Origin of the sequence: Hymenobacter cellulosilyticus, assembly GCF_022919215.1 — a bacterium.
In the GTDB taxonomy this organism is placed as follows: Bacteria; Bacteroidota; Bacteroidia; order Cytophagales; family Hymenobacteraceae; genus Hymenobacter; species Hymenobacter cellulosilyticus.
On record NZ_CP095047.1, the window covers coordinates 118,865 to 137,865 of the forward strand.

Here is a 19,001-nt window from a genome sequence, read left to right on the forward strand (position 1 = left end):
CTGTCGGGCCGGCCCCGGCGCTCAGCGCCGGGCATTGGCTATGCTGTGCCTTACTCCCACGGAATCAGTATGGAACACGAGCTGACTTTTCAGAAAATCAAGGAGCAGGTAGAGCTGCCCGAACTGCTGAGCCACTATGGCTACACCCTCAAAAAAGGCGAGGTGCTGGGCAAGGGCAAATGGCACGTCTTTGAGGGCGATGATACGCTCGTCGTCTTCAAGGGCCGGGGCGGGGACTGGATGTACTTCAACGCCCAGGACGACCGAGATAAGGGCAGCGTTATCGACTGGATGAAGAACCGGGTCAACTCCGGGCGCATCAACGGCATTGCCCAGGCCCCCGACCGCAGCGTATGGCAGGCCGTGAATGACCACTTTAGGGCCTACCTGAACCTGCCCGAGGCCCAGCGGCCCCGGCTAGACCTGCCGCCCATCGCGGAGACGGCGCCGGGGGAGAAGTTCCACAGCATCTACACCAAGAACTGCCGCCCGTTGGAAAACACTGCTTATCTGGAGGGGCGGGGTATTACCAAAAGCACCTTGTCCCTGCCGCAGTTTGCGGGCCGCATCCTTAATCAGTTCCACACCGTGCAGCACGCGGGAATGCCGGCTAAAATTTACGTCAACACGGCCTTCCCCGCCTATCACGAAGGCCGCGTGGTGGGCCTGGAGCTGAAAGGGGAGGGATTTAAAGGCCAGGCCCCGGAAAGCCAGTTTTCCCGCTCGCTGTGGCTGAGCATGCTGCCCGAGCCAGGGCCGGCCACCTACCTGCTGGTGAGTGAGTCGGCGCTGGACGCGCTGTCCTACGCGCAGCTGCATGCTGGCGATACTGCTCTGTATGCCTCCACGGCCGGTACGCTTACCCAGAATAAGATCTTCGAGCTAAAGCGTCTGCTTACCGAGGCAGGTATTCCCACCGTCCGGGCGGCCTTTGATAACGACACCCAGGGGCACCACTTCGACACGCGGCTGCTGGCTGGTTTTGCCGGGGCGGAAAACCCCATGAAAGTAGCTCGGGAGCACGAGCGGCTGCTCACCGTGGAGGTAACCACTACCAACGTGGCCACCCTCCAAGCGCTCAGCGACAAACTCAAAATCTATAACGCTGACGCGACCGTGCACTACTATCAGCACAGTGGGACCACGGCGGGCAAGGGCATCAGCCCAACGCTCCGGGACGAGCTGATTCATTCGGTTCAGTCGGCCCCCAATACTTTCCAGTTTCACGTCCCTATAAACCGCGACGCGTTAGGCGCTTTCAACCAGGCGGCCATACACAGCCTGGCTTTTGAGCACCGGGTTGAAATTGCGAAAAGCCAGGGCAAAGACTGGAACCAGGACCTGAAGCAGGAACAGCTGCAGCGCGTGGTAAAGCAGCAGCTGGGCGGGGTGGATGAAGACCAGTATGGGTTTGGTCAGCTGCACTGGGATAATCCCCGGTTTGAGGGTGATGGAAAAATGCCGCCCCATACGCGTGGGCAGGAACGAGCCCCCGATTGCCGCGGTAGCACCTCGGCGATACTTAGCGATATTACCCGGCTATGAGGGATGCACAGGTGAAGGGGGCTAGGTTCCAAAGCGGGCTAAGAGGAACAAAAGGGAAAAAGCAATCGGCGTGCCATTATTTATGCTTAAAAAGCATAAATAAATAAGCTAAATAAGCAACAATAAGTGCCCGAATTGCGTTTAATAGGTATAAGCAACGCACATAAAAACAGCCTGTTACTTATGGATTTGACTCCCGCGCCCACGTCCCTTTGTCCCGGTCAAACGCTGTTCATCTCCTCAGCCCGCCGCAACCTGCGGCAAGTGCTGCGCCATCCGGCTTTTACCCCGGAGCGCCGGCAGAAAGCCGAAGCGCTGCTCACCGCCAGCACCGACACTACCCAGCTGCTGCGCTGGAAGCTGCTTGCCCTGAAAGAGTGTGAGGCCCGGGAGGCCCGGGAGTTAGGCCCCGCCGCGCACCCTGACTACGCTTACTAATCCGCTTTGCTCACCTTAATCCTTCTCGTTATGAAAGCTGCCACCCCCGCGCCGACGTGTACGACATCATCACCAACCGCATTATCCTGGCCTTGGAGAATGGGGTTACACCCTGGAAGCAGAGCTGGAACGCGGCCCACGGCGCCCCCGCAACTACCGCAGCAAGCACGTGTACCAGGGCATCAACGCCTTTCTACTGGGCATGCTCCAACATGAGCAGCCCTATTACCTGACCTTTAACCAAGCCAGGGAACTGGGCGGGCATGTGCGCAAGGGAGAAAAGGGCATGCCCGTCGTGTTCTACAAAGTGTCCAAGAAGGAAGATGCCCAAGGCAAGGAGAAGAAGGTGGCCATCCTGCAGTATTCCACTGTCTTCAATATCTTTCAGATTGATGGAGTAGACTGGCAGCTGCCTGAATTACCCCAGCGGGAGCATACGCCCCTGCAGGCCGCCGAGCAGATACTAGCCGGCTACGTCGACGGGCCGCGCGTGCGTTACGCGGGCAGTGAGCCCCACTACCGCACCAGCACCGACACGGTGACCGTGCCCGAGGCCGGCAACTTCCACACACCAGAAGACTTCTACACGACCCTGTTCCATGAACTGGCCCACTCCACTGGCCATGCAAAGCGCTTGGACCGGGTGACGCTCACAGAAAAAGCCTCGTTTGGCTCCGAAACCTATGCTAAGGAAGAGTTAGTGGCCGAACTGGGCGCTGCTTTTCTGAGCAATGCCGCCGGGCTGGATTTGGCCCGAACCGAGCCTAGCACCGCCGGTTACTTGGCCAACTGGCTGCAGGCCCTGCGCAATGACAAGCGCCTAATCATCTCCGCGGCCAGCCAGGCCCAGAAAGCGGCTAACCACATTTTAGGTATTGTGCCCAGCTACGAAGCTGAGCCCGTGAACGAGGCCAGCGAGTAGGGGAGGGGCCCAGGCCCGGTTATATTAATCCGGTTGGGCTACGGGGGTGCCGACAAAAGGAAAACCACCGTTTTGTATTTCAGTCTGTCACCTCGTCCGGCTCGGCGCGAGCATCTCGACATTCTCGCTCCTACTTGTTCCATGCCTCTACTGCACCTTGCCTGCTGGCATGGTGCAGTTGCGCGCGCACATCGTGGGGCTTCTCTTGCCCGTGCAACGCAAACGGGTGCATGCCGTGGTAGTGACGGCATGCACCCGTTTGCGTGCCAAGCAGTATCGCTCGGCACCTTCATTATTTAGCGGCGGTTTTCACCGCTGCCCGTTCGCCGCTTTTTGGATGACGTCGGCCACAATTTTGGGCTGCGAGATGTAGATGCAATGGCTACCCTTTACTTCCGTCACGTTGGTATTGGAGCGGCTATACATGCTGCGCTGAATAAGCGGATTAATGCTTTTATCCTCCGTGGCTAAGATGGCATACGTCGGCTTCGTTCGCCAAGCGGCCTGGGTGAGCGGGGTAATAAACGCTTTGGCGTTGAAGGCTCCTTGCGAGGCGGCCATAAACTGGGCCTCCTTTGCACTTACGTCAGCGCAGAAGCCGGCGTGAAATTTCGCTCGGTCATAGTACACAATACCTTGCGCATTGGGCGGTAACACCCCATTTTCCGGCGCGGGTGGCGCGCTCTGAAACCATTGCAGGGCCGACTCGCCCTTGTCCGGCTGGAAGGCGGCAATGTAGACCAGTGCCGCTACCTTGGCGTGATTACCAGCCTCGGTGATGACGGCCCCGCCCCAGGAGTGGCCCACTAAAATGGCGGGGCCATCTTGTTGGTCCAGCGCCAGGTTTGTCGCCGCTACGTCATCTTCCAGCGAAGTCAAGGGGTTCTGCACCACCGTAACATGGTAGCCGTTTTTAGTTAGCTCTTGGTAGAGGGCTTTGTAGCCCGAGCCGTCGGCAAACGCGCCGTGTACCAGCACTACGTTTTTGACTGTTTGCGCCCGGATAGTGGCGGGCAAGCCTACGAGGAGGGTCATGGCGAAAATTGAATGGGCCAGCAGTTGCGCTAGGCGGGTGAATGGAACGGAAAATTTCATGTCCTTTTAAGAGTTAGTGAACATGACAAAGGTCCCACCAGACGGCGCGCTGCGTATTGCCCAGAATTCCCGAAGAGTTATAAAAACTTCCCATCGTCCGGCAGCAAGGCTTTGTCCTGACGATACTTAATAGGTGATACGGCCGTGTGCCGCTTGAAAAAGTTGCAGAAATAGGCCGGCTCCTCAAAGCCGAGCTCATAGGTGATTTCTTTAACGGACTTGGGCGTGTAGTGCAGCAGCCGTTTTGCTTCTAACAGAATTCGTCCCTGGATTAACTGCAACGCCGTTCTGTCGCTATAAAGCGCAAAGACGTTGGCCAGCGTTTTCGGCGACTTGTGCAGCAAATTTGCGTAGTAGGCCACGGAATGCTCCCGTCGGAAATGACTTTCAACGAGCACGTTGAACTTCCGAAATATACTTAGCCGCTGGTCCTGGCTGTCTTCTCCCGGCATATATTCCGACCGGGCCAGCTTCGTAATCGTAATAATCAGGCGCTTTAACAGCACCACCAGCATCTCGTTCTGAACGTGGTCTTGCGTGGCTAACTCCTGCTTGAAGATGGCAACCATCAATTTCAGCTTTGCTTGGTAAGCCGCATCGAGGCGAATAAATACCGTATTCCCCATTCCGAACAGGAACCCTGCGCAGCTGACTTCGGCATCGTGGTCCACCACGCAATAAAACTCCCGATTGAATTGCCAAGCGACTACATCGGCCGGCCGCTCAAACGTGAACGACTGGTTGAACATCAGGGGCAAAATAGTTTGCGAGTCAAACCGGTGGGACGTACCGTCAATATCCACTGCTTGGGCAGGGCCACTGTTCCAGGCAATGGTGAAATACGGTTTGGCGGCGTCGCGGGAATAAAACCGGTGGTCAAACCCTGCCTCCTCACTAATCAGTAGTAAGTCTGCCCCCGTCTGGTGGTCGGTCAATGCTAGCTTCATGCAGATTTTGGTTTAAGAACCAGAAGTTGAGCCAACTACTGGTTCTGACTTGGACCGCCAACAGGGCAAGATGTCCATAAGCCTTCCGCAACGGCGGCAGGGCGGCCAAGTGGTTGGCCGAGGAGCGGGTAGCCAGTACCATAGCTACCTTCTCGATGCTAGGCTGCATCTTTTGTGCGGCCATCTCCTGGCTGTGGTCCAGCACCATATCGGCGCCCATGGCCTCGCCCCACCCTTTGGAGGCGGGGCGTGACAAGCAGTGGCGACCCGCTAGATTTGAGCCGTGCCGCCGTCCACAAACAACTCGATGCCCGTAATAAAGCTGCTGTCGTCGGAGGCCAGGAAAACCGCCGCTTTCGCCGTCTCCTCCGGCTGCCCCATCCGGCCCATTGGAATGCTGGAGACGATGTAGTCTTGGATGAACTGCTTTTGCTCTGGCGTACTGCCCATCCGGGTTGTAGCAGCCGTTTCCGTTGGCCCGGGGCTCAGCGCATTCACCCGAATCTTGCGGGCCTGCAAATCCATCGTCCAGGTGCGGGCAAACGAGCGCACGGCGGCCTTCGAGGCGCTGTACACACTAAAGGCCGCCGCCCCCTTGGAGCCGGTAGTGGAGGCCATGAGGATGATGGAGCTACCGTCGCGCAGCAAGGGGAGCGCTTTTTGCACGGTAAACAACATGCCCTTCACGTTGCTGTTGAACACCTTATCAAAGTGTTCTTCTGTAATGGCGCCCAGTGGCACCATCCCACCGCTCCCGCCAGCATTGGCGAACACAATGTCGAGGTGGCCTTTCTGCTGGCGCACCTGCTCGTAGAGGCGGTCGAGGTCGGCCAGATTGGTCACGTCCCCCTGCACGCCGGTCACCTGCTGGCCGATAAGCTTTACGGCTTCGTCCAGCTCTTCCTGCCGACGGCCGGTAATAAAGACGTACGCGCCTTCCGCCACGAACCGTTGCGCGGTTGCCAGGCCGATGCCGGAACTGCCACCCGTAATGAGCGCGATTTTGCCTTCCAGTTTTTTCATGATTCCGTTCTCGGGTTAAGAATTTTTAAGGGTGAAGTAAGGTGGACCGTGTACCAGGCCAGTCGCCATGGGGTGGCCGACGGCCGATAAGGTGCGGGTCATCAGCTTGCGGAAACCGGTGCTCGCGCCTATCGCGGAATGCGAATTTTAGGCCGTAAATGTCTAAATTTCAATAATATGTACTAAATAAATCGGTGTAATTGGGTTGGCCGCTAACGTACCTTTGCACCAACCATACACCTAGAAGCAGTAGGTTTGCTAACCTCCATGAACAGGCAATCCGGGTCCAACTCGACGCACGGTCACCGTTTTACTGACCTGGGAAGGCGTGGCTAGCTGGACCGGCCCCCGGCCCACCCGGGCTGGCTGCGCGAGGGCGCGGAGGCATGGTTCCCCGACCTGAGACAGCCTGTCCAGATGGACTGGCTTCCAGCCTAACTCGGTCTTTCATGACTTTCTCCTTTTAAGAGCGATGTTATCACTTATCAAGTTGACTAGTCGGTTTAATATTGAGGCAAAAAAAGCGCTAGATGGCCTTTTGAATTCCCATCAGCCGTAACAAACCGGGCAGCATGCGTTGAACGGATTTAAGCTCGTTGTCAATCTTGGCCTGGGTCAGGACCCCGGTGATGTAGGCGCACATCTCTTTGGCGAGTTCGACCGCATCCGTTTCCTGCACCGTGCCTTCCGCAATGAGTTCCAGCACCATCGATGTGAAATACTTCACCATCCGTGCGTTCATCTCGTGCGCTTTCTGGCGAATGTTCTCGTCCTGCGTGCTCAGCTCGCAGCCCACCGAACTAAAGGGGCAGCCGGCTACTTTGCCAAGGGTTTCGTATTTGCCCAGCTGGTCGGCGACCGCAAAATCGCAGTAAAGCTTTAGCCGTTCCAGGGGAGGTATCTGCGTGGAGAACAGCTGGTCCAAGGCTGGCCGCTTCTGCTCCCAATGGTTTTCGAAAGCCGCCACCGCCAGCTCCGACTTTGATTTAAACGCGTGATAGAAGCTACCCTTGGCAACGGCGGCTTTTTCACAGATATCATCGACGGAGACCGACCCGTAGCTGTTTTCCCAGATGAGGTCGTGGGCCACCTCGAGCAATCGAAGTTTGGTGTTTCGATTCGACATAGGAATAAGTTGGTTGACTAGCCAGTTTAAGTCACGTGAATGAAAGAGACAAAATTAAGCGCTTTTGCCTTCGTCCACTCAGACCTGGCTGGTTCATCTCCACGCTTCCTCACTCGTGTGGCCAGTCATTGCTTTCGGCAACCGGGTCATTTCATACAGCCCAAAATGGCGCCATGCGACAATACTGCAAAGGGGAGACCGGAGCAGGGCAGTGCTGGTTGCGTAGCGTGCTACCTGCCAAACAAGCAGGTAGCACTGGTTTAATAGTAGGTTTTGGCGCTGGCAGCCTCAAACGACCGGATATCATCCAGCCGGCCGCTTTTAAGCTTGGCAACCCACTCCGGGTCCTGCAGCAACTGCCGGCCCACGGCAATGAGGTCGAAGTCGCCGCGCTCAAACCGGCGGAGCAGTTCCTCAAAGCCGGCGCGCTCCGACCCTTGGCCTCCCGCAAACAGGCCGGTCACGTCTGCTTGCAGCCCCACGGAGCCGACCGCAATGACCGGCCGCCCGGTAACTTTTTTAAACCAGCCCGCCAGGCCCAGGTCCGAACCCTCAAACTCCGGCTGCCAGTAGCGGCGGGTCGAGGCGTGAAAAATGTCCACTCCCGCCTCGGTGAGCGGTACGAGCCACTCTTCTATTTCCTGCGGGGTGGTCGCTATTTTCGCTTCATAGTCAGCGCTTTTCCACTGAGATAACCGCATAATAATCGTGAACTCCGGGCCAACGGCCGTCCGGATGGCTTTGACCACTTCGGTCCCAAAGCGCGTGCGTTCTTTGAGGGTTTTGCCGCCGTACTCGTCCTGCCGGTTATTGGTGCGGGCCCAAAAAAACTGGTCAATCAAGTAGCCGTGTCCGCCGTGGATTTCAAGGGCGTCAAACCCCCGCCGCTTGGCCTCCGTCGCAGCCCGGGCAAAAGCCGCCACCGTGTCCTCGATATCTTGCACCGACATGCTGTCCGGACCTTCAAAGGGCACTGGCGGTTCCCAGCCGAAGGGGCTATTACCCACGTGCCACAGCTGCGGGGCAATGGCTCCACCTTTCTGGTGCACCGCATCCGCCACGTTTTGCCAGCCCTGCAGGGCAGCGTCTCCATAAAAATGGGGAACGTCGGGGTGGTTTTGGGAAGAGGGGCGGTCAATAACCGTTCCTTCAGTAAGCAGGAGCCCGACATCTGCAGCTGCCCGGCGGCTGTAGTACTCGGCTACCTGCGTGCTGGGCACCCCACCCGGTGATTGTACCCGGGTCATGGGCGCCATCACAAAGCGGTTGCGCAGGGTCAGGCTTTTGTGCGTAAACGGGGTAAAAAACGATTCGTAGTTCATGGCCTTCAGTAGTATGACGCAAAATTAAACTGCTTAGTCTAGCTTTGTATCGGGCGATGAATAATACCGGTAACCAAAAAGTAACAACTCTGGTCGAGCAGTCATCATGAGTAACACCACAACGAAATACAGCACCTGCCCCATGCGACGTGTCATGTCCATTGTGGGCTCCAAGTGGAAGCCCATCGTGATATGGGTACTGCGTGAACGCACCGCCCGCTTTGGGCAGATAGCCGCCGCTATCGAGGTCGTGTCGCGGAAGGTGCTGACCGACACGCTGCAAGAGCTGGAAGCCGACGGCCTTGTTTTAAGGAAAGAACACGCAGCGCTAGCGCAGCGGGTGGAGTACAGCCTTACCCCCGGGGCAAGGCGTTGTTGCCCATTTTACACCAACTGGTGGGGTGGAATGAGGCCGAGTACCCATTAGAAACAGCTACGCATAGCTTGCCAATCACTAGTGCGAAATCGTGTCGGTGACTTTCCGCCTTATTGCTTTTATAGACTGCTTATTCTACCGATGGCTAATCACCAACGGGTGCTTTTAGCAAGCGGACATAGTCTCATGCTAAGCGCAGGAGCCGTTAGCGGCCCCGGCTAGGCGCGCCTGACTAAGCAAGCTTCGGTGATTATGGCTGGCCGTTTTTCAGGCCAGACTACTGATTGATAACCGGTGAGGCAACAAGCCGGTGCTCAGTTTGCCCGGCGGCAGGCGAGGGGCGTGATGCCGGTCTGCTTCTTGAAGAAATTGTTGAAGTAGGTGGGGTAGGCAAAGCCGAGGCAGTAGGCAATTTCGGCCACGCTCCAGGTGGTGTGTTGGAGCAGGGCCTTGGCCTCGTCGGTGATGCGGCCGGTGATGTGGGCGCTCGTGGGCTTGCCGGTGATTTCCTTCACGGCTTTGTTGAGGTGGTTGACGTGCACAGCCAGTTGGTCGGCAAACTCCTGCGCCGTTTTCAGCGCCAGCGTCTGCGCGGGGTTTTCCACGGGAAACAGCTGCTCCAGCGTTTCCAAAAACCGGGCGGCCAAGCGCGCCGCCGCCGTGTGGTGCAGCAGCAGCAATGTTTCGGCGGGCTGCAGGTGTAGGGCCTCGTGAATGGCCAACTGCAGGTAAGTCCGAATCAGCTCGCCTTTGAATGGGTAATCGCCTTCCTGCTCGGCCAGCATCTTCTGAAAAATGCCGCTCATGAAAGGCACTTGTTCCGCTGGAAGCTGGTAGAGCGGCGGACTGCCGATTTTGAACAAGGGCGACTGCAGCAGGCTTTCCGACCGGTCGAGCGAGGTGATGAACTCCTCCGTGAACAGGCTGATGTAGCCGTGGCGCAGGTCCCCCGCATTTCCATGGAGTAGGGAATGTGCGGATTGAAGAACAGCAGGTAGGTGCCGTCGAGCTCCCAGCTCTGGTGGCCGTAGTGCAGCCGCGCCTGGGTCGTGAGCAGGATGAGTTTGTAGCAGTCGCGCCGGGTGAAGCGCGGCTCGGTCGTGCAGGGCCGGTCCACGGCGTACACCCGGAAGCCTTTCAGCTTCAGTTCCCGCGGAGCCCACTTGACGGGCGTATGAGCAACAGAACTTACCATGAGGTAAAAGTACGAAATTCAAGCAGGGCCGGGCCATTACCCGCCGCAACGCTACGCCGCGTTCTCGCTCACCCGCCGGATGGGCAGGACCTGCATGGGCGCGGCCAGCAGCGGCAGCATCCGCTCGACCACGCGGGACTGCGGGGGCGTGGGGTGGGCAGCCACGGCGTCGTCGTCGGCCCAGGCAGCGGCTATTACTAAGGCATCGGCGTCTTCGGCTTGCTGAAAGATATTGTAGTACAAACAGCCAGGCTCCTGGCGAACCAGGGCCACCAGTTCGAGCAGAAACTCCTGCACGGCTGTGCGGTGCTGCGGCAGGCTCCGAACGGTGACGAGCAGGTGCCGTTCGGCGGATTTATCGGGCGTGGGCATCAGGACGGAGGTTGAGTTGGCAAGCACCAGGAGTGGACTTATCCATTTTGCAAATTGGGCGCTCAGGCCACGGTGAGTACGATTTTGCCCTGGATGTGCCCCCGGGCGGCGCGCTCGTGCGCCTGGCGTACCTCGGCCAGCGGAAAAGTGCTGTCGATAACCACCCGAACCGTTCCGGCCTCGAGCAAGCGCCCGAGTTCGGCGAGCTGCGAACCGCTGGAGCGCACCTGTGCCATTGAAACCGTGATGCCCAACTGAGCGGCCTGGTCGGGCTCATTGAAACCCAAAAACACCGGGAACAACGCCCCGCCCCGCTTCAATACGCGCAGGAAACGGCTTGTGGTGGGGCCACTGAGGGTGTCGAGGACGAGGTCCACGTCCTTCACCACGTCCTCAGCCGGGGTTTTGGTGTAGTCAATAAACTCATCGGCCCCAAGTTCCTTCAACAGGGCCTCCTGCTTGGCGGAGGCCACCGCAATGACGTAGGCTCCCTGCCATTTGGCCAGTTGCACCGCCAGGTGGCCCACGCCACCCGCGGCCCCGTTCACGAGCACGCGCTTGCCGTGTAGCGACACCGGGCGATGCGCCTCCGGCTGAAACGGGTTGGGCTCCGTGTGCCCCAACTCTATAAGATATTGCCACGCGGTGAGGCCGGACATCGGGGCCCCGGCGGCCTGCACGTGGTCGAGGCCAGCGGGCTTGCGGGCCAAGTCCGTTGCGGGCGCGGCCACGTACTCGGCGTAGCCCCGGCTTTCGCCCACGCTCGGAAAGCGCACCATGCCAAATACTTCCTGGCCCACGGCAAATTCCTGCACATCCGGGGCCACGGCTTCGACGACGCCCGAGATGTCCGTGCCCAGGGTGAGGGGCATGGTCACCGACGGCCGCCATTCCGGCGGCAGCATCTTGTATCCGTCGCGCAGGTACCAGTCGGGGGGATTCAGGCTTACGGCGTGCACCCGCACGAGCACCTCGCCCGCCTGCAACTGGGGTTTCGGGGCATCTTCGTAGTGCAACACTTCCGGGCCACCGAATTCGTGCAGTCGCACCTCCTTCATGGTGTTGAGCGTGCCAGTGGCTTGCTGTTGGGAGGTTGTTTCGTGTTTTTCTGCTGCGGTTGCCATGTTCGTGACGATTGGGGTTTAAGTAGAAATCCGCATCCTTGGGCTATCGGGCTGTGCTTGTCTAGCCAGGCATGTTATAGCCCGGAAATCAGCTGGCCAGCACCGTGTTTGGCCGGGTGCGATTGACTCTACAAAGGTCCCGCTTGCTGGCAGGGGCAAAAAACACGATTCAATCTAAAAAGTATGAATATCACGCAAGCGGCGCGGGCGTATCTCCCTTCCTCATTGGCCCGCTTATAGCAGCGAGGGCTAAAATGAACGGTGTTAAAAGGCAAGGGGAAGGCTTCGCCTTATAGCCATTAAAAGCATTAAAGCAGAACAACTCATCAGAACCTGGAGACTTGCTCTCCTGGTCTGATGAGTTGTTCTCTTAGTGCCTGTGCTTTAGCACACGCTAGCGCTTAAGGCTCACACCGCAGTGTTAATACGCACTCCAACCCATTCGCTCCATCCAAATGGCCTTGAAAGGCAGTTTGGAATCAGCGTACTCTTGTTCTAAGTCGGCCGTCATCCGGTTAACCGTCGTCTGGAAAGGACGGGTGCCGTCTTTCATCCCGATAAGCCGGGAAACCGCATCGGCTACCTCCTGGGCATCCATGCCGTACTCGGTTATCTTCCCTTCCATGATGCCGCCAAACTGCTCCAGAGCCGTTTGCATAGCCGGTCCGTAAGCCGCCAGTACTTCGGGACGGTCCGGCCCAAAGCTGGCGGCTTTGGCTCCTATTTCCGTCGGAAATGGCCCGGGCAATACGGATACGGTTTCAATGCCGTACCCTTTCACTTCGTGCCGGATGCCTTCCGTGAGCGCTTCCAGCCCGAACTTGGTCATTTGGTAGGGCACGACAAAGGGGGTAGCCACCACACCAAACCCGCTGGAGATGTTGATAATCAGCCCCGATTTATGCGCTCGCATCGACGGCAACACCGCTTGATAGGCGCGGACCACCCCGAAAAGATTGACCTCGAAGAGTTTTTTCATCTGGGCAATCGAGGTCGCCTCTACTATCCCAAACCCGGTGCTGCCGGCGTTATTGACCAGTACATCCAAATGACCATACTTTTGGATGGTCGACGTGATGGCCTGGGTAACCGACTCGTCGCTGGTGATATCCATCTCCACCACTTCCACGTTGGGCAGCGCGGCCAGCTCCTGGGCGACCGCGGCGTTTTTGCTCGTGGTGTTGCGCATCGCGGCGATGATGCTATGGCCTTGCTCAGACAGGGTGAGCACCATCAGCTTGCCAAACCCACTGCTGGTCCCGGTTATTAAAATGTTCTTTGACATGTCCTTACGCTGGTTTTGAGTGCGTCAGCTGTTCGTTCAGTTGACCCTGCAAAATTCAGCGCGCTGCCAGGGGTAGAAAGAGGACATTTGGCGCAAAATAATCGTGACATTTGTCACAGAAAACGGCTAAGATGTCGGCAAGGACGAATCAATAGGGGGTTATCTAAAGCACATCGTGCTTGCGGATACGGCTCAGCGTTTCGCGGGAGACCCCAGGTAGGAGGCGACCATGTGCAACGGCACACGATTATGAAAGTCCGGAAATGTCTTGAGAAAGGCATGGTATTTCTCTTCGGCGGTGTAGCTGATGGCTGCATGCAGCCGATTAACCTGCGCATCGATGGCGCGGCCCATCAACTTGGTCTGCAAGGCATCGAACGCGGGAATTTCTCTGCGAAGCATTTCCCAGTTGTCTTTTGACCACAGCAGCAGCTGACTATCTTCCAAGGCGTCAATGTTCCCCTTAGAGGGCAGGCCGCTCTGAAAGCTTTCGTAGTCACTAACCCACCAGTTTTCGCCGGTAAAGCGTAAAATGTGTTCGGTCGCATCATCACCTACGCGGAAAAGACGCAATAACCCACTGACCACGAAACCATGGTATTGGCATATTTGGCCTTCGTGTAGCAAGTACTGCCGGCGCTTTAGCTTCTTGTTGACCGTAACAGCGTCAATCTTGTTCAAGTCAGCAGCAGTGAATGAAGCTCTATCGGTCAGGTATTTTACAAAGGTTTCAACCATAGCGGGTTAAGAGGTTGACGAAGCGGACGGTACGCACGAAGTAGCGGGGGTGTGGAGCAAGGATGTAAACTAAGCCGTTCCGAACCCAGCCAGGTAAACATCAACGCATGTGCATGTGTTTGACAATCGACTATTTTAGGAACTCCTTCGCTGCCAAATCATAGCCAGGCGCGTAGCGCGTGTGGTTCTTCGCCCTTGTTAAGCTGGGCGTGGATGCGCTGGTGCAGGGGCTGGCTTTGCAGGTAGCGCAGGATGAAGCGGGCCCTGATGAGCTGACCGTGGGCCTGCAGCACCTAAAACTTTTTGCGCTCTTGGGGGTTGCCACAGCTTTGAATTCTACAAGTCCCCTGCTATCATGACGACCGCCGCGCTCACCACCCTTTACCAGGAGTTGGCTCCCTGCACAGGCCTCGACTTGAGCACCCTGCTGCCCGGGGGTATTCAGCGCGAAGTCGGTCACTTCAATGTGTTTGATATGGCCGACCTCTGGGAGACTACCGGACTGCGGCCCGGCACACCGTACCCCTGCCGCTCGTTCTACAAAATCAGCCTCTTCCGAAGCCACAGCCGCGCCGAATACGCCGACCACAGCATCGACATTGCGCCCGATACCCTGGTGTTTTCAACGCCCAAAGTGGCGTTTCAGTGGTGGCCCGCCGAGCCGCAGCAGGGCCAGTTCTGCCTCTACTCCGCCGAGTTCTTGCTGCCGGTCCTCGGGGCATGACGCCTGACGAACTGCCCTTGTTTCAGGCCGAGGGGTCCCTCGTGTTCCAGCTTACGCCGGCCGAAGCAGCGCGGGTGTCGGCTATTTTCACCCAGATGCACGAGGACTTGGTTTCCGACTACGCCCACAAGTACGACCTGCTGCGCGCCTACGTGCTGGAGCTGCTGCACCTGGGCCAAAAACGACAACCCACGACCGCGCTGCACCCCACCCACTCGGCGGCCGCCCGGCTCGCTTCCCGCTTCGTGGAGCTACTGGAGCGGCAGTTTCCCCTCAATTCGCCCCAGCAGCGCGTCCAGTTGCGCATGGCCAAGGACTTTGCCGACCAGCTAGCCGTGCACGTCAATCACCTCAACAAAATATTGAAAGCGCACACGGGCCGTACCACCAGCGACCTGCTCGGGGACGGTTGGCACAGGAGGCCAAGGCGCTCTTGCAACAGTCCGACTGGACGCTGTGGGAAATTGCCGACAGCCTGGGCTTCGTCGATGTGGCGCACTTCTCGCACTTCTTCCGCCGCTATGCTGCCGTGAGCCCCGGCGCGTTTCGCACGCTGGAAGCCGTAGCGGATTGATTTATACAACAAGCGGATTGGCGGGTACAACGCCGCCAGCAGGGGACTAGAGGACCTTTGTCGTGTTGCATTAACACCACAAATACATCCCTCATGAGTACTTCCAAAATAGCGCTGCTCACCGGTGGCAGCCGGGGCCTGGGCAAAGACATGGCCCTGAAACTGGCCCAGCAGGGCATTGATGTCATCCTGACCTACCGCAGCCAGCAGGCCGAAGCCGAAAGCGTGGTCGCCGCCATCGAAGCCCTGGGCCGCCGCGCCGTGGCCATCCCGCTGAATGCCGCCGACCTGAGTACCTTCCCTGAATTCTTCGCGCAGGTCGCGGCGGTCCTGACCGATACCTTCGGCACCGACCGGTTCGATTTTCTTATCAATAACGCCGGCGCCAGCCTCTTTACTCCAATTGCCGAGATGACGGAGGCCCAGTTTGACGAGATGCTGAACGTGAATTTCAAGGGCGTATACTTCCTCACCCAACTGGCGCTGCCCTGCTGCGCGACGGCGGCCGCATCATCAACATTTCCTCGGTGTCCGCGCGCAGTTCCTTCGCGGGCGTGTCGGCCTACGCTGCCATGAAAGGCGCGGTGGAGGTCTTCACGCGTTACCTGGCGCTGGAGTTGGGTAGCCGGGGCATTGCGGCCAACGTAGTCGCCCCTGGCGCCGTATTTGGGGGCGGCACGATGCCGGATACGCCCGAGATGCGCGCTTGGGTGGCCCAAGCCACGGCCCTGGGCCGCACGGCCGAGCCCGACGATATCGGCGGCATCGTCGCTTTCCTCTGCACCGATGCGGCCCGCTGGCTCAATGGCCAGCGCCTAGAGGCAACCGGGGGAATCGTGCTCTAAACGGGCTGACGAATTACTTCTTGTGCGTTACACCCTACTCCACAACACGCCGTTACTGGCTATTATAGTAGCTGCGTGTTGTGGATTTTAAGGGAGCAAATGGGGGTGTTGTTAAACAGATAGGGTAAATCCTCCAACCCCGACCACCCAGGCTTGGTTAACGGCGGCCAAGTGGCAACCAGAACGGAGTAGCTCGTCTTTGGTCACGTAAAAGTAGCCCTGAATTCCAACGGCGACAGATTCGTTTTGGCCTTAAACAGCTTGCTAAAGGACGGCACATGCTCGAACCCCAACTGGTAAGCAATTTCGCTGACAGTCAGGCTGGTCGTTGATAGTTTCTCCTTGGCTTTGGCGATGAGCCGGGCATGAATGTGCTGCTGGGTATTTTGCCCCGTGACGACGCGCAATAGATTGCTCAAATACTTGGGCGACAAGTGTAGGCTTTCGGCCACGTACTGCACGGTGGGCAGTCCCGTTTCTGGCAAATGGTCGTGGTTGAAATGCGCGTGCAGCAGGGTGTCCAGCCGGTCGAGTACCTCGTGGTTGGCCTTTTCGCGGGTAAGGAACTGACGGTGGTAAAACCGGTCGGCGTAGGACAGCAGGCTTTCCAGGTGCGAGACAATAATCTGCTTGCTGAAGCGGTCCAGGTTGGCGCTGCACTCCTGCGCCACCGTGGCAATGATGCCCGTTACGGCCGCTTCCTCCTTGGCCGACAGGAACAGGGCCTCCTTGAGCGCGTAATCCCAGAAATCGTGCTGCTGGATGGTTTTGGCCAGCGGCGTATTCCACAGAAAATCGGGGTGGAGGTAGACCACCCACCCCGATTTCTCTACGGCCTCGGCCGGGTCGGCCACCCCGATGCTGAACACCTGGTTGGGTGCCATGAACGACATGATGCCGTCGTTGAAGTCGAACGAATGCTGCCCGTACTGCACCTGGACGTTGCGCATGCGTTTGACGGAAATGGCGTAGAAATCCAGGACCGTGCTCGTCGGCTCCTCGCCGGCCCGGTGCGGCACGGCGCCCACGTCCACGACGCTGAGCAGCGGGTGCTGGGGTGGGGGCAGCTGCGCGAACGCATGAAACGCACTCAGCGTCTGAAAGCGCCTCATGCCGGCTCGTCGTCGGGGTGTATTTCCAGCACCAGCTTGCCCCGCACGCGCAGGGTCTGGCTTTCGCGGTGGGCGTCGGCCGCCTGCGCCAGCGGAAACACCTGGCTCACCAGCACTTTCACGTGGCCCGCATCAATCAGTTGGGCGATTTCCTGCAACCACTCCTGCCGGGGCTGGTTGGCGGCCAGCTCGCCTTTGGCTTGCTGCTGCGCCAGGGCGGCGAGCACTGCCTCGTCAAATGGCGCGTCGACGTTGACCGTGACGAAGATGCCGCCGGCCTTCAGGACCGGGACCACTTTCAGCCGCTCGGCGTTGTCGCGCAGGGGGAGGCTTCCAGCACCACGTCCACGTCCTGCACCAACGCCACCACCTCCTGGCTGCGGTAGTCGATTACCTCGTCGGCCCCGAGCTGCTTCACGTAGTCCAGGTTAGCGGCTGACGCGGTGCCAATGACGTACGCGCCCTTGGCTTTGGCAAACTGCACGGCAAAGCCCCCTACTCCGCCCGAGGCCCCTTGAACTAAAACGCGCTGGCCAGGCTGCAGCTTTCCTTGCTCAAAAAGGGCCGTCCACGCCGTTAGGCCAGCCAGGGGCACGCCCGCCGCCGCCATGAAGCTGAGGCTCTTTGGTTTGAGAGCAAACTGCGTGGCCTTGGACGTGCAGTACTCGGCGTAGCTGCCCGCCCCGGGGAAGTTCGGCTCCCCGTACACGGCGTCGCCGACCTGAAACCCGGTGACCTCGCTGCCGACCGCTTCCACCACCCCGGCTGCGTCCCAACCAAGGGTCATCGGCAAGGCCAGGTACGGCCGCAGCACATCGTTCCCGCCTTCCCGAATGCCCCAGTCTACGGGATTGACGCCGCTGGCGTACACTTTGATGAGAATTTCGTCGGCTGCCGGCACGGGCCGCGCCACTTCTTCGAGTTGTAGGACCTCGGGTCCGCCAAAGGCATGAATTCTGACCGCTTTCATGTAGACGTTTTTTGGGTTTGTTGACGATACAAAGGTCCTCCCTGCTTGAAAAGCAGGTTTAACCAAAATGCCCTTCGTGTTAGTCAAAATGACGCCGCTTATTTATTCCTGCTAGTTGATTTGCCAGTCGCGCACGCGACGCCCCGACCTCCTTACTGGCCAACTGATGCGCCTAGTCGGAGGTTTTACCCTATTTGTTTAACAACACCCAAATAGGCATAAACAACTTGATTGCTTAGCGTTTAAATCTGCCCTTTCGGAAGAAGAACCCCTAGTAGCCGCACTGGTCGAGCTGGCCATCCGTAGCCGGATTCCGTGATAAATGTCCTCGTAATTCGGTGACAAATGCCCTCACACTGCCCTGCACAGGGGCAGAACTTTGTGTAAGCAAGCAGCGGAGCAGCGAGTGGTAAGTCGCCACTCCTTTTTTCACCCCCTGCTACCTACAAACAATGTCTAACAGACTCGCAAACAAAGTAACCGTCATCACGGGCGGCAATAGCGGCATTGGCTTCGGCATTGCCCAGGAATTTCAGCAAGAAGGTGCCAAAGGTGCTATCGTCGGCCGCAACCAGGAGACGCTGGACCGTTCGGCCGCGCAACTTGGGGACAACTTTATTGGTATCAAAGCCGACGTCACGCAAATCGCCGATTTGGAACGGGTGTTTAAAACCGTAGCCGACAAGTTTGGGAAGCTTGATTCGCTGGTCGTCAATGCGGGCGGGGCAGTGGAGGCGGGCATCGTTGGCTCGGTGGTTGGTGCTACCGAAGAACACTTTGAGCAGACAATCGACCTCAACCTGAAAAGCGTCTTTTTTACGGTGCAAAAAGCGCTGCCGTATATGAACGACGGGGCCTCCATCGTACTGGTTTCGTCGATGGTGGCACACCGGGCGATGCCCGGCCTGACGGTGTATGGGGCCGCCAAGGCGGGGTTGTCTCCTTCGCTCGCTCCTTTTCGCACGACCTGCTAGAGCGCAAAATTCGCGTCAATGTACTCAGCCCCGGCACTATTGAGACCCCGGTTTTCGATAAGTTCGGGATTCCGGCTGAGGCAATGGCCCAAGCCAAAAACGATTTTGCGGACCTGATTCCCATCAAGCGCATCGGGCAGCCGAGCGAGATGGGCCGGGTCGCGGTGTTCCTGGCTTCGGAGGATTCTTCCTTTATGCTGGGCACCGAAGTGTTGGCTGATGGCGGCGTCATCAACGTCTAAAACAAGGCGTTTGCCTGGCTAGACACGCGCAGGTCTTTTTAATCGAGTCCGG

The 19,001-nt window shown here is 58.2% G+C and carries 21 protein-coding genes and 3 pseudogenes; 9 read left to right on the forward strand and 15 right to left on the reverse strand.

The window, feature by feature from the left end:
* Positions 1-69: 69 nt before the first annotated feature.
* From MUN79_RS29075 to MUN79_RS29090, 4 genes and pseudogenes are all read left to right on the forward strand, one after another.
* Positions 70-1,545, forward strand: a complete 1,476-nt coding sequence (locus MUN79_RS29075; RefSeq protein WP_244678461.1) for a toprim domain-containing protein — start codon at positions 70-72, stop codon at positions 1,543-1,545.
* Between the two features lie 183 nt (positions 1,546-1,728).
* Positions 1,729-1,983 carry a hypothetical protein gene (locus tag MUN79_RS29080; RefSeq protein WP_244678462.1) on the forward strand — a complete coding sequence of 85 codons (255 nt, stop codon included), beginning with the start codon at positions 1,729-1,731 and terminating at the stop codon, positions 1,981-1,983.
* A gap of 56 nt (positions 1,984-2,039) precedes the next feature.
* Positions 2,040-2,299 (forward strand): annotated as a pseudogene (locus MUN79_RS29085) (ArdC-like ssDNA-binding domain-containing protein); the annotation flags it as partial.
* 174 nt (positions 2,300-2,473) lie between these two features.
* Positions 2,474-2,905, forward strand: a complete 432-nt coding sequence (locus MUN79_RS29090; protein WP_262923099.1) for a zincin-like metallopeptidase domain-containing protein — start codon at positions 2,474-2,476, stop codon at positions 2,903-2,905.
* 309 nt (positions 2,906-3,214) lie between these two features.
* Here MUN79_RS29090 and MUN79_RS29095 read toward each other — a convergent pair whose 3' ends face one another.
* The 5 genes from MUN79_RS29095 to MUN79_RS29115 form a co-directional block, all read right to left on the reverse strand.
* Positions 3,215-4,000, reverse strand: coding sequence for an alpha/beta hydrolase (locus MUN79_RS29095; RefSeq protein ID WP_375378281.1), 786 nt, complete (start codon positions 3,998-4,000; stop codon positions 3,215-3,217).
* 77 nt (positions 4,001-4,077) lie between these two features.
* Entirely contained in the window at positions 4,078-4,947 is an 870-nt protein-coding gene (locus MUN79_RS29100; RefSeq protein WP_244678463.1) for a helix-turn-helix domain-containing protein, read from the reverse strand.
* A gap of 270 nt (positions 4,948-5,217) precedes the next feature.
* Positions 5,218-5,970 (reverse strand): SDR family NAD(P)-dependent oxidoreductase, encoded by a 753-nt coding sequence (locus tag MUN79_RS29105; protein ID WP_244678464.1) that lies wholly within the window; start codon positions 5,968-5,970, stop codon positions 5,218-5,220.
* Positions 5,971-6,496: 526 nt separating this feature from the next.
* Complete coding sequence (locus tag MUN79_RS29110) at positions 6,497-7,096, reverse strand: TetR/AcrR family transcriptional regulator (protein WP_244678465.1); 600 nt, start codon at positions 7,094-7,096, stop codon at positions 6,497-6,499.
* A 260-nt stretch (positions 7,097-7,356) separates the two neighbouring features.
* On the reverse strand, positions 7,357-8,418 hold the full coding sequence (locus tag MUN79_RS29115) for an NADH:flavin oxidoreductase (protein WP_244678466.1): 1,062 nt from the start codon (positions 8,416-8,418) through the stop codon (positions 7,357-7,359).
* A 142-nt stretch (positions 8,419-8,560) separates the two neighbouring features.
* On the opposite strand from MUN79_RS29115, the gene MUN79_RS29120 reads away from it, so the two are divergent.
* Positions 8,561-8,845, forward strand: a complete 285-nt coding sequence (locus MUN79_RS29120; protein WP_244678467.1) for a winged helix-turn-helix transcriptional regulator — start codon at positions 8,561-8,563, stop codon at positions 8,843-8,845.
* A 263-nt stretch (positions 8,846-9,108) separates the two neighbouring features.
* Here the strand turns inward: MUN79_RS29120 and MUN79_RS31580 are convergent, their stop codons facing one another.
* From MUN79_RS31580 to MUN79_RS29150, 7 genes are all read right to left on the reverse strand, one after another.
* The gene (locus tag MUN79_RS31580; RefSeq protein WP_311136810.1) at positions 9,109-9,600 is read right to left on the reverse strand and encodes a helix-turn-helix domain-containing protein; all 492 of its coding nucleotides are present in this window, start codon (positions 9,598-9,600) and stop codon (positions 9,109-9,111) included.
* The gene (locus MUN79_RS31585; protein WP_311136811.1) at positions 9,597-9,989 is read right to left on the reverse strand and encodes a hypothetical protein; all 393 of its coding nucleotides are present in this window, start codon (positions 9,987-9,989) and stop codon (positions 9,597-9,599) included. Before MUN79_RS31585 ends, MUN79_RS31580 begins: the two co-directional genes overlap by 4 nt.
* Before the next feature lie 51 nt (positions 9,990-10,040).
* Positions 10,041-10,388 carry a putative quinol monooxygenase gene (locus MUN79_RS29130; RefSeq protein ID WP_244678468.1) on the reverse strand — a complete coding sequence of 116 codons (348 nt, stop codon included), beginning with the start codon at positions 10,386-10,388 and terminating at the stop codon, positions 10,041-10,043.
* 35 nt (positions 10,389-10,423) lie between these two features.
* Complete coding sequence (locus tag MUN79_RS29135) at positions 10,424-11,419, reverse strand: NADP-dependent oxidoreductase (RefSeq protein WP_244678538.1); 996 nt, start codon at positions 11,417-11,419, stop codon at positions 10,424-10,426.
* Between the two features lie 487 nt (positions 11,420-11,906).
* A complete protein-coding gene (locus MUN79_RS29140; RefSeq protein ID WP_244678469.1) occupies positions 11,907-12,770 on the reverse strand; it encodes an SDR family oxidoreductase in 864 nt (287 codons plus the stop codon).
* Between the two features lie 192 nt (positions 12,771-12,962).
* Complete coding sequence (locus MUN79_RS29145) at positions 12,963-13,508, reverse strand: Crp/Fnr family transcriptional regulator (RefSeq protein WP_244678470.1); 546 nt, start codon at positions 13,506-13,508, stop codon at positions 12,963-12,965.
* Between the two features lie 158 nt (positions 13,509-13,666).
* Positions 13,667-13,801, reverse strand: coding sequence for a Tn3 family transposase (locus MUN79_RS29150; RefSeq protein ID WP_244678471.1), 135 nt, complete (start codon positions 13,799-13,801; stop codon positions 13,667-13,669).
* Between the two features lie 62 nt (positions 13,802-13,863).
* Here MUN79_RS29150 and MUN79_RS31590 point away from each other — a divergent pair, with 62 nt between their 5' ends.
* The 3 genes and pseudogenes from MUN79_RS31590 (at position 13,864) to MUN79_RS29160 (ending at position 15,651) form a co-directional block, all read left to right on the forward strand.
* Complete coding sequence (locus tag MUN79_RS31590; protein ID WP_311136812.1) at positions 13,864-14,232, forward strand: hypothetical protein; 369 nt, start codon at positions 13,864-13,866, stop codon at positions 14,230-14,232.
* 433 nt (positions 14,233-14,665) lie between these two features.
* Complete coding sequence (locus MUN79_RS31595; protein ID WP_311136813.1) at positions 14,666-14,806, forward strand: helix-turn-helix domain-containing protein; 141 nt, start codon at positions 14,666-14,668, stop codon at positions 14,804-14,806.
* A gap of 93 nt (positions 14,807-14,899) precedes the next feature.
* A pseudogene (locus tag MUN79_RS29160) lies at positions 14,900-15,651 on the forward strand (SDR family NAD(P)-dependent oxidoreductase).
* 203 nt (positions 15,652-15,854) lie between these two features.
* Here MUN79_RS29160 and MUN79_RS29165 read toward each other — a convergent pair.
* From MUN79_RS29165 to MUN79_RS29170, 3 genes are read right to left on the reverse strand one after another with little or no spacing between them, the layout of a single operon-like run.
* Complete coding sequence (locus tag MUN79_RS29165) at positions 15,855-16,763, reverse strand: helix-turn-helix domain-containing protein (protein ID WP_244678472.1); 909 nt, start codon at positions 16,761-16,763, stop codon at positions 15,855-15,857.
* Complete coding sequence (locus tag MUN79_RS31600) at positions 16,760-17,059, reverse strand: zinc-binding dehydrogenase (RefSeq protein ID WP_311136814.1); 300 nt, start codon at positions 17,057-17,059, stop codon at positions 16,760-16,762. The genes MUN79_RS29165 and MUN79_RS31600 overlap by 4 nt, the downstream gene beginning before the upstream one ends.
* A 2-nt stretch (positions 17,060-17,061) precedes the next feature.
* Positions 17,062-17,733 carry an NADP-dependent oxidoreductase gene (locus MUN79_RS29170; protein ID WP_311136815.1) on the reverse strand — a complete coding sequence of 224 codons (672 nt, stop codon included), beginning with the start codon at positions 17,731-17,733 and terminating at the stop codon, positions 17,062-17,064.
* A gap of 452 nt (positions 17,734-18,185) precedes the next feature.
* Between MUN79_RS29170 and MUN79_RS29175 the strand changes: the two are divergent.
* Positions 18,186-18,949 (forward strand): annotated as a pseudogene (locus MUN79_RS29175) (SDR family oxidoreductase).
* The last annotated feature ends 52 nt before the right edge of the window (positions 18,950-19,001 follow it).

What these genes read in the sequence shown, in the direction of transcription:
- MUN79_RS29075 (WP_244678461.1), top strand. Translation starts at nt 70, where the DNA reads ATGGAACACGAGCTGACTTTTCAGAAAATCAAGGAGCAGGTAGAGCTG.
- MUN79_RS29080 (WP_244678462.1), top strand. Translation starts at nt 1,729, where the DNA reads ATGGATTTGACTCCCGCGCCCACGTCCCTTTGTCCCGGTCAAACGCTG.
- MUN79_RS29095 (WP_375378281.1), bottom strand. Translation starts at nt 4,000, where the DNA reads ATGAAATTTTCCGTTCCATTCACCCGCCTAGCGCAACTGCTGGCCCAT.
- MUN79_RS29100 (WP_244678463.1), bottom strand. Translation starts at nt 4,947, where the DNA reads ATGAAGCTAGCATTGACCGACCACCAGACGGGGGCAGACTTACTACTG.
- MUN79_RS29105 (WP_244678464.1), bottom strand. Translation starts at nt 5,970, where the DNA reads ATGAAAAAACTGGAAGGCAAAATCGCGCTCATTACGGGTGGCAGTTCC.
- MUN79_RS29110 (WP_244678465.1), bottom strand. Translation starts at nt 7,096, where the DNA reads ATGTCGAATCGAAACACCAAACTTCGATTGCTCGAGGTGGCCCACGAC.
- MUN79_RS29115 (WP_244678466.1), bottom strand. Translation starts at nt 8,418, where the DNA reads ATGAACTACGAATCGTTTTTTACCCCGTTTACGCACAAAAGCCTGACC.
- MUN79_RS29120 (WP_244678467.1), top strand. Translation starts at nt 8,561, where the DNA reads ATGCGACGTGTCATGTCCATTGTGGGCTCCAAGTGGAAGCCCATCGTG.
- MUN79_RS31580 (WP_311136810.1), bottom strand. Translation starts at nt 9,600, where the DNA reads ATGAGCGGCATTTTTCAGAAGATGCTGGCCGAGCAGGAAGGCGATTAC.
- MUN79_RS31585 (WP_311136811.1), bottom strand. Translation starts at nt 9,989, where the DNA reads ATGGTAAGTTCTGTTGCTCATACGCCCGTCAAGTGGGCTCCGCGGGAA.
- MUN79_RS29135 (WP_244678538.1), bottom strand. Translation starts at nt 11,419, where the DNA reads ATGAAGGAGGTGCGACTGCACGAATTCGGTGGCCCGGAAGTGTTGCAC.
- MUN79_RS29140 (WP_244678469.1), bottom strand. Translation starts at nt 12,770, where the DNA reads ATGTCAAAGAACATTTTAATAACCGGGACCAGCAGTGGGTTTGGCAAG.
- MUN79_RS29145 (WP_244678470.1), bottom strand. Translation starts at nt 13,508, where the DNA reads ATGGTTGAAACCTTTGTAAAATACCTGACCGATAGAGCTTCATTCACT.
- MUN79_RS31590 (WP_311136812.1), top strand. Translation starts at nt 13,864, where the DNA reads ATGACGACCGCCGCGCTCACCACCCTTTACCAGGAGTTGGCTCCCTGC.
- MUN79_RS29165 (WP_244678472.1), bottom strand. Translation starts at nt 16,763, where the DNA reads ATGAGGCGCTTTCAGACGCTGAGTGCGTTTCATGCGTTCGCGCAGCTG.
- MUN79_RS29170 (WP_311136815.1), bottom strand. Translation starts at nt 17,733, where the DNA reads ATGAAAGCGGTCAGAATTCATGCCTTTGGCGGACCCGAGGTCCTACAA.